We start from the raw sequence: 12,832 nt of genomic DNA, 5'->3' as shown, positions 1-12,832 counted from the left end.
TTCTATTCCCACTGCCACGCATCTGTCAGTTCTAACCGAAGTTTTTTCAGTCCCCGGTAAAGTCTGCTTTTTACGGTATTGACATTTTCATTTAACACCTTTGCAATATCTTCTATCTTCATATCCTCAAAATACCTTAATTCGATCACTGCCTTATCCTGCGGGTTCATCTGATCTAATGCTCTTTTCAGATCAATATTTTCATAGTGATCTTCCTGTCCCTGTTCTGTCGGCAGTTCGTCTAATGAAACCATCTGTTTCTTTTTGGCACATTGAAAAATCTCATTCAGCATAATCCGATAGATCCACGTTTGTGCATATTCCACATTTTTCAACGAATCACTATTTCGTATTGCCTTATAGGCTCCATTCTGTACAATATCTGCTGCATCCGCTTCATTGTGTACATAACTGTATGCCAATCGGTAATATCTGTTATAGTTTTCTAACAAAAGTTCTTCTATCTTTTGTTCCTTTACGTCTTTTCTTTGAAAAAACATTACCTGCCTGTACCTCCTTTTTTCTTTTCTAATCATTAGATTCCCCTACATAGCAAAAAGTTTCAATACTTTTATGAAATTTTTAACGCAAAAAGCCCTGATACACAGACTGCATATCAGGGTCTTTCGGTACTTCCTTAATACACCGGATTTTCCGGTATCAGGATAGCTGCCACAATATAAGCCAGCACACCGCTTCCCGTAAATCCTAAAATCACTGCCAGAAGTCGGATCACGGTCGGGTCCACGCCAAGGTATTCACCGATTCCTCCACATACTCCTGCAAAAACTCTGTCTTTTTTAGAACGATACAATTTCTTTGTTTCCATCTCAAATTTCCTCCTTCTCTGTAACCAATGTAATATTTCCTACTCCACAATCTAAGCGTATCTCTTTTTTAGCACCATGATCCACGGTTTTATCCTTGCCCAGTGAAGAAAAATCCTGGTCATTGATTGAAATATTTCCTACTCCGCAGCTTACCTGATAATTGTAATCTTTTTCAGTGCCCATGAGTTTTACATCAATATTTCCAACTCCACAGGTCAGATCTGCATCACTTGTTTTCAGCTCATCGATGTCTGCATTTCCGGCACCTACCCGCAGCTTTAACTTTTCTGTCTCTAAACGCTCCGCCATAATCTCTCCGGCAGAAACCTTGAAATTGATGTTTTGTGCTTTTAAAGTAGTGTCATGTGCATCCACCGTTCCTGCATCATTATCAATTTTTATTTGGTCGAACTCCATTCCTTTTGGAATCAGTAACAGCACATGGTAATTATGTCCTTTGATCCCTTTTTCTCGCGTATCTTCTATCTTTAATACCCTGTCATTGACCGTAGCCTTGCATTTTTCCTGATCTTTTTCTACTTTTACCGTGACTTCATCCGTATCACTTTCTTCTATATCTAATGTTCCATATTTTAATTCAATTTCTAAAGAATCGATCTCTTCACTTGAAAAACTATCCAGCGTCTTTGACACGTCACTTTCCTTTTCCCAGTCAAAAGATTCCTCTGAACTATCCGAACCGATTTCCCAAATCCAGTCTTTTAATCCACTCTCACGAAATGCCTGCTGCAATTCTCTCGTTCCGGCTCCTAATACCAGTCCGGTCACGCATGCCACACCGCCAAGTACCGCACATACGGCTGCTAAGATCAGACAGCCTTTCACAAATTTTTTCATGACATACGCTCCTTTCTTCTTTGCCATGGTTTTCTACAAAGATTAACGATCCAACGGCAACATATCGGAACTGCCCTGCCACAGATCCATACAACACAGATCAATAAAAGGATTCCGATTGCCATTACGAAAAATCCGGCTCCCGTCACAAGGATTCCCGCTGCAATACTTCCGGAGATACATCCACCGATTCCCATGCCAATTAATGCCACTCCTGATATCAGAAGTCCCACTGTTGCGGCAATGCCTCCCGCTGCACATCCGAACAACACGCCAAAAGCTGCCACGATCAGTCCAAATAATGTTGCTGCCACAGTGATCCAGATTGGAAACGTTAAAACAGCAATTACAATGATCATAGCAATCCTTCCTGACTTATCCTTTTGTTCATATTCTTCGTATTGTTCGTTTTTTTCAAAATCTTCTGATGAAAAATCCTCTGACGATTCCTTTTTCATACATTCCGGTGCCTGGATACTGCTCTGCGGTTCCTCGAGCAGATCACGCTTGATGTTCTCTGCTACTTTTTCAGGAGAACCCAGTTCCTCAATGACCTGTGCCTCATTTTCCACACCGGCTTCTTCAAAATAACTCTCATAATATGTAAGTGCATCTTCTCTTTCTTCCGCAGAAATATCTGCTAAACACTCACGCAGTCTCTCCATAAATACTTTTCGGTTCATTTAATCTCCTCTCCAGAAAACAGCAGACTGATTTTAGAAGAATAATCCGCCCATTCCCTGCGATATAATAAAAGCTGTGCTCTTCCGGCATCTGTAATCTTGTAATACCGCCGGTTCCTGCCCGCACATTCCACATCGTATACTTCTAAACACCGGTTCTTTTGCAGTCGTCGGAGTACCGGATAAAGTGTCGATTCCGAAACCTCGATCGTACTGCGTACTTCCTGTGTGATCTTATATCCATATGTGCCTTCTTCCTCTTTGGAAACAACTGCAAGAACGATTGCATCCAAAAGAGCCGCACCCGTCTGAAAAATCATGGAATCTCTCCTTGCTATTTGATAGTCAATATTATATGACGTATAATATTGGTTGTCAAGTATGTTGGATATGTTACAGACAAAAGTGTGCTGCACATCTTCGCCTGAAGGGCTTCTTGCTCTATCGAAAACACGAATTTTATACTTTTATGTAACACAATATTTCCTATAGAGATTAGTATCGCAAAAGACGGCTCACAACCTTAGTGGTCGGCAACTTGCACAAAACCGGGACTGCTTTTGTGACTTTGGGAGAAAATTAGTAAATCTTAGTCTGGCTGTTCATGTACAGTGTTTTGCTGCCATGGACGGCAGCAAAAGTCTTAATGACCCATGGACGGGGCGTTTAAGACGTACACGTCACTCCATTGCAGCCTGACTCAGACAGACTTAGATTTTCTTATTTTCGTACAACGGAACAAAATAGACCCGGATTTGTGCAAGTTGCCAATCCAAAAATTTCAAACCGTCTTTTGCCCCTAATCCTATAGAGTAAAAAAACCGCAATAGCAAACTCTAACATCCATGATGTCCTGCTACTGCGGCTATACAACATCTGTCCGGACAACATCTGCTTTTAAAACCATCCCACGCATCGTCCGATCCAGTAAATGAGTCCTAACACCCAGCTTGTAAAAATTCCATAGAGGATGACCGGCCCTGCGATCGTAAATATCTTACATCCGATTCCAAACACCTGACCCTCTTTTTTGAACTCGATTGCCGGCGAAGCCACGGAATTGGCAAATCCGGTGATTGGCACCAATGCTCCGGCACCTCCCCATTTTGCGAACGTTGGGTAAATATTAAATCCTGTTAGAATAATACTCAACAAGATCAACAACATACTGCACCAGCTTCCCGCCGTCTCTTTGTCAAGTCCAAACCGGTTCATAGCTACGTTTAAGATCACCTGACCGATGACACAGATAACGCCTCCTACGATAAACGCTTTTACCATATTTCCAAAAAGATTATTCGTCGGAGTCACCTGTTTTACATACTCGTTATACTCTTCATTTTGAATCTGCTTATCTTCTTCCTTCACTCTGTTTTCCTCCTTATTACAGCGTACTCATATACCCTGTCCAAAAATAGAACAATGCACCCGCCATTTTTCCAAATGCCATAAATGCCAGTGCCCATGCCAGTCCGATACTCAATTTATAACGCCGGAACACAATGGGAAATGTATTGATGATCTCTGCTAAAGAAACGGCAATGCAGCCCACAAAAATGCCTGCACAAAAACCAAATATGATCAACAAAATCCTGCCTGCCGGCATGGACATATCCGAATAAGTGGAGATCACATTTCCAACAACGCCCCCTAACAGGATCATCGTTTCATAAGAAAATACCGCCCTTGCCGTATTCGACTTTCCGATCAGTCTCGGGATAACACCGATGGCAATTAAAAAAGCAAATGTTCCGGCAGATACTGCAAAGCCTGCAAACAATCCCATCAATGCTAAGATCACATGGTTAACCCACATCGATATTGCTTCCTCCCCTGCTGCTGTTTTCGATAAATGTTGTATCTATATCATTTTCATACTTACGCATTTCCACCTGCAGCGGAGTCGGGTCCGGTGTGATCTTCTTTCTTCCGACATGGTTAAAAAATACCAGGATTCCAAACGCAATACCGATAGAATAAAACACTTCCAGTTCCGTAAATCCACTGGACTCTTTTCCCATCACCTGCATATAAAATTTTGCAAAAACTTCACTGACGCCGACATCGTTATTGAATGCCATGATCGTAAAGGCGGAACCGAAAAAGATCACAATGCACAATAAAATGGTCTTTAAATAAGCAACCCCCATCGGTGGATTCAGTCTTGGCACATATTCCACAATAAAGTCTGCCTCACCCTCATTTTGCACATCTGCATTCGGATAATCCTCATGGATCAGCTGAATGATCTTTAATATGGAAAATACCTGAAACTGATTTTTTTTCGCATGCGTTCCCTGAAAAGAATACACTTTTTTCTGACGGATCTTGCGCAACATCCCGACATCCGTACACTCAATTTTCGCGATGTCACCCAGCGTAATATTGCGGTTATGCACCAATACATTTTTATCTATCTTAATATAAATCGTCTGACTGCTCATCTATTCCTCCATCACCAGCACAGCACCTGCCATATTCTGTGCCTGTTTTCCTGCACGATCATAACAAAGGAGCCCAACTACCAATACAATGACGATCATGGAAAACAGACACAGTCTGTATGTCTTCTGTTTCATCTTATCACCTCGTTTTTCCATTTGCCTCTAGTATGTCAGTTTTTTCTAAAAATATTCTTTTCTTTTTTATTGAAATAAATATTGACAAGCTCCTCTTTTTTGCATACTTTATTTATAGATTGCGTGAGGTCATTTCTCACACATCGCTAATTTACAATGATACAAATACACGAGGTCACTATGAATAAAAATCAGGAAATTTTATCTTTGGCAGTGCTTGCCGGAGAAATTCTCATAAAAAACGGAGGCGAAATTTTTCGCGTGGAAGATACGATGATGAGGATCATTGAATCCTACGGCATCACAGACTACAATGTCTATGTTCTCTCAAACGGAATTTTTGCCACCATTGATGAACAGGGCAGCCACCCCTACAGTCTGGTCCGTCATGTTGCTTTCAGCAATGTAAATTTAGAACGGATCGCTGCCGTAAACCAGCTCTCCCGCGAAATCTGTGAGTTCCACTATCCTCCGGGCGAAGCTATCAAAAAAATGAAAAACTGCAGCACCCTTCTCAGTGAAAAACAGTTACTCCGACACCTGGCTTCCGGATTTGGCTGTGCCGCATTTACCCTGCTTTTTGGTGGAAAATATTTAGACTGCTTTTTTTCTCTTTTTATTGGAATTGCCCTGCAGTCCTTTTTGTACCATGCCAGAATACGGCAGTCCTCCCGCTTTTTTTATACGATTGCCGCAAGTGCTCTCGTAACGGCACTCAGCATTTTACCTTATGCCCTGCATGCACCTGTCATGGTCGATAAAATGGTCATCGGCTGTATCATGCCACTTGTTCCGGGACTGCTTTTAACCAATGCTATTCGGGATTTCTTTAATGTAGATTTTCTTTCCGGTGTCATTCACATGGTAGACGCACTTGTAACAGCCCTTTGTATCGCTGTGGGAGTCGGTGCCGTGATGACCTGTTACCAGTTTTTCGGAGGTACTTTATTATGATCGGACAATTATTATTAGCGTTTATTTCTACCTTTGCTTTTGCCATACTGTTTTCTGCTCCACGCTCACAGTATTTTGCCTGCGGTCTTTGCGGCTGCTTTACCTGGGGAATGTACCTGCTTTTTCAAAAGTTCGGCAACAGTGTTGTAATCGCTGCCCTTTTTGCTACCTTCTTTGTAACCGTTTTAGCAAGAATACTTTCTATTATAAAAAAAGCTCCCGTTACTATCTATCTGGTAACAGGAATCCTTCCTTTAGTTCCGGGTGCCGGAATCTATTATACTTCTTACCACCTGATCATGAATCACGGCAGAATGGCTGCCTCTATGGGGCTGGAAACTTTCAAGATGGCAGGTGCTATTGCACTGGGCATTATCTTCGGTTCTGCGATACCGATGAAATGGATACAGAAATATCGGAAATGCTCGTAGGGGTATTCTTGTTCCCGGCTATCCCCACTGACATGCTGCGTTTCCTGTTCGTCTCACACGCCTTTTTGCTCATGTTTTATGCAACTCGCCCTACAGGCTCAAACAGACACAAAACATGAGCGGCAGTGTGCTCCTCACGACGGAAGCCTCGCAACTGTCTGTGGGGATAGCCGGGAAACAGCATTGTATCAATATAGAAGATTCTCTAATGATTGTAAAGAAGGTTCAACAAATCGATAAGTTTACATAATAAAATCTATTCACGATACTAAAACCGTTTTATATATCTATGTCTCTTTCGCCACTATCATCCGGCAACACCTTCTCGGAAATCTCAACGTAGAGCTTAACTTACTCTCCCCAACCGCATTAGAAAACATATATCCCAGCGAGCTTCCGACGATTATGAAAAGTTTCTTTTTGTGCTATGGAGATGAAACTCCTGGAAGCGTGGAGCCCTCTGGCGAACACGGTTCCTGCTTTGGAGGAGGTTCATCGGAATGCTCAGCACAAGGAAACTTGGAATAATCATCGGAAACTCGCTGAACAAATACCCTCTCTAACTACATTTCCCTTACTTACATTTTCGACACAAATTCATCTATAGACTCTGACTTAGCCGCCAATTTGTGCCATTTTTTCAAAATCTCAAGATCAATTTCACCTGTTATTTTTTCACGCACTTCCTCTGGTATTGTGCCAATATCTTCTAGCAGTTCTAAAATATCCTCTGCCTTCCCTGCAATGACTCCTTCCTGATGTCCTTTCTCATATTCATCTTTCCGGACAATCTCAAAGACTGCTTCTTCATCATATTCAAAAATACTCATTTCCACCGCCTCTTTCCTGTTTCGAAGCAAAAACTCCCGCAGGATTCCTTCATTGATACATTCTCTCACCGCACGGTCTACCGCTTCTTCTACTTTCATGCTCTTTGCATAGGTTCTTACTTTCTTCACATAGATAGCATATTCCTTTAAGGTTTGGCACTGTTCTAAAAGTTTCCGGTTCTTTCCGAGATTGATGTTTAGCATGGTTACTACCAGTTCTAAATCCGGGTCGTCCATGGATTTTTGAAAAGCATCCGACAGACGTAAGTATTTCTTTTCTGCCTGCTCCTCCGAACCATTGTAAAAAACTAAAAATCTCGGTGTTGGAATCTTAATCAGTGTGTTGCGATACAGATCCCTGTAATCGACCTGCCCCTGCAATTCTTTTGCAATATAAAACAGATCCCGCAATGGCATGTTCGGGGAATAAGTGGACTGGTGTTCATAAAGATTCAGGTATGAATCCATGATAAATGCCAGATCATTTTTCATATTCATATAGATGGCATTTTCTAAGGTTACAATCTCTAGTTCTTCTGTGTTTGTGTAAGATGTTCCGTTGACTGCATTATAAAGGCTCAATAGTTCCTTCTTTTCACGAAATATCATGCGAAATAATCTGTCCTTGTGGTTTCTTGCAACACTGATCTCATTTTGGGTTTCTGTCATAGTATTACCTCCTGTTTGAAATTGTTTTACAGGAGTTCTTATCCTTTTTCGCGAAAACTCCTGCTGTTCATAATGTTGGAAAAGCATGAATTTTCTGATCTGAATAAGATTTGTAATAGACTACGGCAGAAATGCCGCCTTATATAAGAAAATATGCTTTGAGGGTATTATAGCATGGGGGCGAATGGGTTACAACCGATTTTGAATGCGATTATGAGTATTTTTTCCTTTATAGGATGCCGCTGTCTTCGGCTATCCCCACTGACATGCTGCGTTTCCTGTTCGTCTCACACGCCTTTTTGCTCATCACGACGGAAGCCTCGCAACTGTCTGTGGGGATAGCTGGGAACTGCTACATTGTGTAGAAAATCACTAAGATTACTTAATCAGAAGTTTTGAGAACTTGTATTTTAAAATTTTTAATTCATGTAAGTATAGGAAATCTCAATGTAAAACTCAACTCACTCCTCCCGAACTGCTTTAGAAAACGTATATCCCAGCGAGCTCCGTTCAGTGATCGGCATTGCAAACAAAAGATCATTGTCCTTTGCCTGATACAGAGTGGAAAATGTGTTAAAAACTCCCTCCGAACACTCCTAAGGTCACACTGACAATACCCATCAGAGCCATATAAAGCCATGCAAAGACTTCCATCAGTTGTTTTTTGATCAATGTTTTTGTCATTGCACATGCTCCAATTCCAAAAATACATCTTCTAAAGAAGCATCGCCTCTGACTTCATCCATCGTGCCGGATTCACAAAGCTCCCGCATGGTCGTTTTCAAAAGATGTGATGCCTTTGGATCAAGCCCCACAAAAGGTTCATCCATGATGATCAGCTTCGGCTCATGGACAAGAGCGGAAATGATCGCCAGTTTTTGCTTCATACCATGGGAATAAGCAGAAATCGGCTGTGCAAGATCCTCCGTCAATTCAAACATATCTGCATATTTGCGAATACACTCCTGACGTTCCTTTGCACCTACTTCAAAAATGTCTGCCACAAAATTCAAAAACTGTATCCCCGTCATAAAGTCGTACAGATCCGGATTGTCCGGAATATATGCCAGCTTTGCTTTACATGCAAGCGGCTGTTCCTTTACGGAGGTTCCGTCGATCAGGATTTCCCCTTCGTCAAACTGTAATATTCCACAACAGGATTTAATGGTTGTCGTTTTCCCCGCACCATTATGCCCGATAAATCCATAGATTTCTCCCGGCCGGATATGTAAGGACAGATTGTCCACTGCCTTTTTGTCTCCATATACTTTTGTCAGATTTTTAATCTTTAACATGATATGCCCTCCACCTTGTTATTTATCTGTATTGTACCTTTCGGAACATTTTTCTCATAGGCATATTTTGTAGCAGAATGTGTCTTTTTTATAGAAAATCCTTTATCAAAAAAGCAGGATGGCAGAACATCCCTTACGCAAAGTACAGCCCTTACCATAACCATACCTGCGGATTTCTGACATTCTGCCACTTATTTCCTGTTTATTTATATGAAGTTTCTATATCACATGTTTACGCTGCCCTGATGTTGTAGCAGTTTTTATGCCTCTAATAATTTTTCTACCGAAGCTAATTTAACGCAGAGGACAAAGACTTCTGCTGCCTGACGAAGTTCCTCTAAAGTCGGATAAGACGGTGCAATCCTGATCACAAAATCTCTTGGATCGGTTCCATATGGAAATGGTGCTCCGGCTCCGGTCAGGACTACGCCTGCCTCTTTTGCTTTTTTTACCACAGAAGTTGCACAGCCTTCTAAAGTTTCAAAGGTAATGAAATATCCGCCAAGAGGTTTTGTCCAGGTTCCGATACCAAGACCTTCTAATTCTTTGGTTAAGATCTCATCCACCATTTCAAATTTCGGACGCAGGATGTCTGCATGCTGTTTCATCTTTGCTTTGATGCCATCTAAATCCTTGAAATATTTTATATGACGGTACTGGTTGACTTTGTCATAACCGATCGTCTGAATGGTCATACTCTTTCTGATAAAATCCAGATTCTTTTTTGAAGATGCCATGGCTGCAATTCCTGCTCCCGCAAAGGTCACTTTAGAAGTAGATGCAAACTCATAGACAATATCCGGATTTCCTGCTTTTTCACACTCTGAAATAATGTCTAAAAGCTCTGCCTGTCTGTCCTCATATAAATGATGTACTACATAGGAATTATCCCAGAAAATCCTGAAATCTTCTGCTGCCGGTTTTAACGCCGCGAAACGTTTTACCGTCTCATCGGAATAGACATAACCCTGTGGATTGGAATATTTCGGCACACACCAAATTCCTTTTACGGAAGGATCATTATTGACATACTGTTCTACCATATCCATATCCGGTCCGTCTTCTGTCATCGGGATATTGATCATTTCGATGCCAAAATGCTCGGTAATCGCAAAATGTCTGTCATATCCCGGAACAGGACAGAGAAATTTAATCTTATCTAAATGACACCAAGGCGTACTTCCACAGACACCATGTGTCATAGAACGTGACACGGTATCATACATGATCGTAAGACTTGCATTTCCAAATACCAGCACATTCTCAGCTTTTGTTCCCATCATATCTGCCATCAGTTTTTTGGCTTCCGGAATACCATCCATCTCACCGTAATTGCGTACATCAATTCCGTTTTCTGCAACCATCTCACTCTTAGAATCCAGTACGTCTAAAATATCCATGACCATATCCAACTGCTCGACTGCCGGTTTTCCTCTTGCCATGTTCAGACTCAGATCCATCTTCTGGTATTCCTTATACGCTGCTTTCAAACTTTCTTTTTCCTGTAACAACTCTTCTTTTGACATTTCCTGATAAGACTTCATATTTCCTCCTAAACTCCTTCATGCTTTATCATATTAGTTTTCTGTCTGATTGCCTCTTAAAAACTGTAAATGCTCCTTAATCTGTTTTTCATAACCGATCTCTGTCGGCTCATAAAAGACCTCGTCTTTTAAGGCATCCGGCAGATATTGTTGTTCTACATAGTGGTTCGGGTAATTATGTGCATATAAATAACCCAGACCATGTCCTAATTTTTCGCTTCCTTTATAATGGGCGTCCTGTAAATGTACCGGCACCGGAGCAGTCATCGTCTGCTTCATGCACTCGGTTGCCCGGTCAACGGCTAAATAGGATGCATTACTCTTTGGAGCCGATGCTAAATAAGTAGCTGCCTGTGCTAAAATGATCCTTGCCTCCGGCATCCCGATCCGCTCTACTGCTAATGCTGCAGAAACTGCCACATTCAATGCATTCGGGTCTGCATTTCCCACATCCTCGGATGCACTGATCATCATTCTCCTTGCAATAAACCGGATATCTTCGCCTGCATACAACATTCTGGCGAGATAATAAACGGCTGCATCCGGATCCGAACCGCGGATACTCTTGATAAATGCAGAGATCGTATCATAGTGCTGATCTCCCATTTTATCATACCGCACTGCCCGCTTCTGTATACATTCCTGTGCTACGTCTAGGGTAATGTGTATCTTACCGTCCTCGCTCCGCTCCGTGGTCAGCACGCCAAGCTCTATTGCCGTTAATGCTGCCCTTGCATCTCCATTACTGATATCCGCTAAAAAATCCTCGGCATCCGGCTCTAAAACGGCATGGTAGGCACCCATTCCCCGTTCCTCATCGGTTACGGCACGTCTTAAAAGTATGCGGATGTCCTCTTTATCTAATGACTTTAATTCAAAAATGACTGACCTTGAGAGCAGTGCCCCATTTACCTCAAAATACGGGTTCTCTGTGGTTGCCCCGATCAAGATGATCGTACCGTCCTCGACAAACGGAAGCAGATAATCCTGCTGTCCCTTGTTAAAGCGATGGATCTCATCTATAAAAAGGATCGTCCGTCTTCCATACATGCCAAGACTGTTCTTCGCCTGTTCGACCACAGCCTCCATATCCTTTTTTCCGGCGGCAGTTGCATTGATCGACACAAATTCTGCTTTCGTTGCTCCCGCAATGACCTTTGCAAGTGTGGTTTTTCCGGTACCGGGTGGTCCGTAGAAAATAACCGAACTCAACTTGTCTGCCCGGATCGCACGGTAAAGCAGCTTATCCTTTCCGATAATGTGCTGCTGTCCAACCACCTCCTCTAATGTCTTTGGTCGCATTCTATTTGCCAGCGGAGATTCATTTTGCATATTTTGTTCTCTCATGTAGTCAAATAAATCCATTTTTATCCCCTTATCCTTATAAAATATACATCATTTTGCAAGTTGAAGCAATACAAATTTCATTTTTATGGATTTTTATTCAAAAATCACCTCATCCACGGTAACGAATTCATATCCCTGTTTTTCTAAGGCATCAATGATCCCAAGTGCTGCCTCCACACTGCTTTCCGATGCATCATGCAGTAAAATGATATCATCTTCCTCCACCGCTTTTACTACTTTTTCTATGACCGTAGAGGAGCTTCCGCAACACCAGTCGAGCGGGTCCACGTCCCAAAGCACGGTCATCATATTCTTCGCACAACTGCATTCCGGTGGCTCATTTCCAAACGGCGGCCTTAAATACTGCGGATATTCTCCGGTAATCTTATGGATTGCCTCACTTGTCATCCGGATCTGCTTTGCCGCATCCGTTTTAGAAAGGTTCGCTAGATTGACATGGTCATAGGAGTGATTTCCTATCATATGCCCTTCTTTATGCATGCGTTTTACGATATCGGGATATGCTTCTGCCTGCTTTCCCAACAAAAAAAAGGTTGCCTTGACATTTCTCTTTTTCAGTCCGTCTAAGAGCATCTCCGTATAATCCGGATCAGGACCATCATCAAAAGTCAGTGCTACCTTCTTTTTCACTGCATCTGCGTCCTCTCCTTTTGCCTGCACGTCTCCATTTTGAACAGGAACCGTATTCTGTGCGACTCTTTGCTCCATGTTTACAGTCAAAACCTGAACTGCCAGCAGTGTCCATGCCAGCAGATTGATACATAACAACCATTTTGCAGCTTTTTTCATGA

16 protein-coding genes are annotated in these 12,832 nt (G+C 42.1%); 2 read left to right on the top strand and 14 right to left on the bottom strand.

The genetic code is table 11. The features are described 5' to 3' along the window. Positions 1 to 2 precede the first annotated feature (2 nt). The 9 genes from WMO43_RS02860 to WMO43_RS02820 form a co-directional block, all read right to left on the bottom strand. Positions 3 to 500: an RNA polymerase sigma factor gene (locus tag WMO43_RS02860; protein ID WP_177962484.1), complete on the bottom strand. Its 498-nt coding sequence runs from the start codon at positions 498 to 500 to the stop codon at positions 3 to 5. 137 nt (positions 501 to 637) lie between these two features. Further along, positions 638 to 829, bottom strand: coding sequence for a PspC domain-containing protein (locus WMO43_RS02855; RefSeq protein WP_177962485.1), 192 nt, complete (start codon positions 827 to 829; stop codon positions 638 to 640). 1 nt (position 830) lies between these two features. Next, positions 831 to 1,688: a DUF4097 family beta strand repeat-containing protein gene (locus WMO43_RS02850; protein WP_353529890.1), complete on the bottom strand. Its 858-nt coding sequence runs from the start codon at positions 1,686 to 1,688 to the stop codon at positions 831 to 833. Continuing rightward, positions 1,685 to 2,371 (bottom strand): DUF1700 domain-containing protein, encoded by a 687-nt coding sequence (locus WMO43_RS02845; protein ID WP_353529887.1) that lies wholly within the window; start codon positions 2,369 to 2,371, stop codon positions 1,685 to 1,687. Before WMO43_RS02845 ends, WMO43_RS02850 begins: the two co-directional genes overlap by 4 nt. Further along, positions 2,368 to 2,691 (bottom strand): PadR family transcriptional regulator, encoded by a 324-nt coding sequence (locus WMO43_RS02840; RefSeq protein WP_177962488.1) that lies wholly within the window; start codon positions 2,689 to 2,691, stop codon positions 2,368 to 2,370. Before WMO43_RS02840 ends, WMO43_RS02845 begins: the two co-directional genes overlap by 4 nt. A 577-nt stretch (positions 2,692 to 3,268) precedes the next feature. After that, entirely contained in the window at positions 3,269 to 3,739 is a 471-nt protein-coding gene (gene spoVAC / locus WMO43_RS02835; protein WP_177962489.1) for a stage V sporulation protein AC, read from the bottom strand. A 16-nt stretch (positions 3,740 to 3,755) separates the two neighbouring features. Further along, positions 3,756 to 4,187 carry a stage V sporulation protein AB gene (locus tag WMO43_RS02830; protein WP_353529886.1) on the bottom strand — a complete coding sequence of 144 codons (432 nt, stop codon included), beginning with the start codon at positions 4,185 to 4,187 and terminating at the stop codon, positions 3,756 to 3,758. Continuing rightward, complete coding sequence (locus WMO43_RS02825; RefSeq protein ID WP_353529884.1) at positions 4,177 to 4,815, bottom strand: stage V sporulation protein AA; 639 nt, start codon at positions 4,813 to 4,815, stop codon at positions 4,177 to 4,179. Before WMO43_RS02825 ends, WMO43_RS02830 begins: the two co-directional genes overlap by 11 nt. Beyond that, a complete protein-coding gene (locus WMO43_RS02820; RefSeq protein ID WP_353529883.1) occupies positions 4,816 to 4,950 on the bottom strand; it encodes a hypothetical protein in 135 nt (44 codons plus the stop codon). It abuts the gene before it with no gap. Positions 4,951 to 5,130: 180 nt separating this feature from the next. Between WMO43_RS02820 and WMO43_RS02815 the strand changes: the two genes are divergently transcribed. After that, positions 5,131 to 5,904 carry a threonine/serine exporter family protein gene (locus tag WMO43_RS02815; protein ID WP_353529881.1) on the top strand — a complete coding sequence of 258 codons (774 nt, stop codon included), beginning with the start codon at positions 5,131 to 5,133 and terminating at the stop codon, positions 5,902 to 5,904. After that, positions 5,901 to 6,335 (top strand): threonine/serine exporter family protein, encoded by a 435-nt coding sequence (locus WMO43_RS02810; protein ID WP_353529880.1) that lies wholly within the window; start codon positions 5,901 to 5,903, stop codon positions 6,333 to 6,335. Before WMO43_RS02815 ends, WMO43_RS02810 begins: the two co-directional genes overlap by 4 nt. A 578-nt stretch (positions 6,336 to 6,913) precedes the next feature. Here WMO43_RS02810 and WMO43_RS02805 read toward each other — a convergent pair. The 5 genes from WMO43_RS02805 to WMO43_RS02785 form a co-directional block, all read right to left on the bottom strand. Then, a complete protein-coding gene (locus WMO43_RS02805) occupies positions 6,914 to 7,834 on the bottom strand; it encodes an RpnC/YadD family protein (RefSeq protein WP_353529878.1) in 921 nt (306 codons plus the stop codon). 680 nt (positions 7,835 to 8,514) lie between these two features. Beyond that, positions 8,515 to 9,129: an ABC transporter ATP-binding protein gene (locus WMO43_RS02800; RefSeq protein ID WP_353529876.1), complete on the bottom strand. Its 615-nt coding sequence runs from the start codon at positions 9,127 to 9,129 to the stop codon at positions 8,515 to 8,517. A gap of 260 nt (positions 9,130 to 9,389) precedes the next feature. Then, on the bottom strand, positions 9,390 to 10,673 hold the full coding sequence (locus WMO43_RS02795) for an aspartate aminotransferase type Ic (RefSeq protein WP_353529875.1): 1,284 nt from the start codon (positions 10,671 to 10,673) through the stop codon (positions 9,390 to 9,392). 33 nt (positions 10,674 to 10,706) lie between these two features. Next, entirely contained in the window at positions 10,707 to 12,038 is a 1,332-nt protein-coding gene (locus WMO43_RS02790; RefSeq protein WP_177962576.1) for a replication-associated recombination protein A, read from the bottom strand. A gap of 75 nt (positions 12,039 to 12,113) precedes the next feature. Continuing rightward, positions 12,114 to 12,830: a polysaccharide deacetylase family protein gene (locus WMO43_RS02785; RefSeq protein ID WP_353529873.1), complete on the bottom strand. Its 717-nt coding sequence runs from the start codon at positions 12,828 to 12,830 to the stop codon at positions 12,114 to 12,116. Positions 12,831 to 12,832 lie beyond the last annotated feature (2 nt).

Origin of the sequence: Maccoyibacter intestinihominis, from assembly GCF_040096355.1 — a bacterium.
GTDB classification, from domain to species: Bacteria; Bacillota; Clostridia; order Lachnospirales; family Lachnospiraceae; genus Maccoyibacter; species Maccoyibacter intestinihominis.
This window is presented reverse-complemented; position numbering and strand designations above follow the sequence as displayed.

What these genes read in the sequence shown, in the direction of transcription:
- WMO43_RS02860 (WP_177962484.1), bottom strand. Translation starts at nt 500, where the DNA reads ATGTTTTTTCAAAGAAAAGACGTAAAGGAACAAAAGATAGAAGAACTT.
- WMO43_RS02855 (WP_177962485.1), bottom strand. Translation starts at nt 829, where the DNA reads ATGGAAACAAAGAAATTGTATCGTTCTAAAAAAGACAGAGTTTTTGCA.
- WMO43_RS02850 (WP_353529890.1), bottom strand. Translation starts at nt 1,688, where the DNA reads ATGAAAAAATTTGTGAAAGGCTGTCTGATCTTAGCAGCCGTATGTGCG.
- WMO43_RS02845 (WP_353529887.1), bottom strand. Translation starts at nt 2,371, where the DNA reads ATGAACCGAAAAGTATTTATGGAGAGACTGCGTGAGTGTTTAGCAGAT.
- WMO43_RS02840 (WP_177962488.1), bottom strand. Translation starts at nt 2,691, where the DNA reads ATGATTTTTCAGACGGGTGCGGCTCTTTTGGATGCAATCGTTCTTGCA.
- WMO43_RS02830 (WP_353529886.1), bottom strand. Translation starts at nt 4,187, where the DNA reads ATGTGGGTTAACCATGTGATCTTAGCATTGATGGGATTGTTTGCAGGC.
- WMO43_RS02825 (WP_353529884.1), bottom strand. Translation starts at nt 4,815, where the DNA reads ATGAGCAGTCAGACGATTTATATTAAGATAGATAAAAATGTATTGGTG.
- WMO43_RS02820 (WP_353529883.1), bottom strand. Translation starts at nt 4,950, where the DNA reads ATGAAACAGAAGACATACAGACTGTGTCTGTTTTCCATGATCGTCATT.
- WMO43_RS02815 (WP_353529881.1), top strand. Translation starts at nt 5,131, where the DNA reads ATGAATAAAAATCAGGAAATTTTATCTTTGGCAGTGCTTGCCGGAGAA.
- WMO43_RS02810 (WP_353529880.1), top strand. Translation starts at nt 5,901, where the DNA reads ATGATCGGACAATTATTATTAGCGTTTATTTCTACCTTTGCTTTTGCC.
- WMO43_RS02805 (WP_353529878.1), bottom strand. Translation starts at nt 7,834, where the DNA reads ATGACAGAAACCCAAAATGAGATCAGTGTTGCAAGAAACCACAAGGAC.
- WMO43_RS02800 (WP_353529876.1), bottom strand. Translation starts at nt 9,129, where the DNA reads ATGTTAAAGATTAAAAATCTGACAAAAGTATATGGAGACAAAAAGGCA.
- WMO43_RS02795 (WP_353529875.1), bottom strand. Translation starts at nt 10,673, where the DNA reads ATGAAGTCTTATCAGGAAATGTCAAAAGAAGAGTTGTTACAGGAAAAA.
- WMO43_RS02790 (WP_177962576.1), bottom strand. Translation starts at nt 12,038, where the DNA reads ATGGATTTATTTGACTACATGAGAGAACAAAATATGCAAAATGAATCT.
- WMO43_RS02785 (WP_353529873.1), bottom strand. Translation starts at nt 12,830, where the DNA reads ATGAAAAAAGCTGCAAAATGGTTGTTATGTATCAATCTGCTGGCATGG.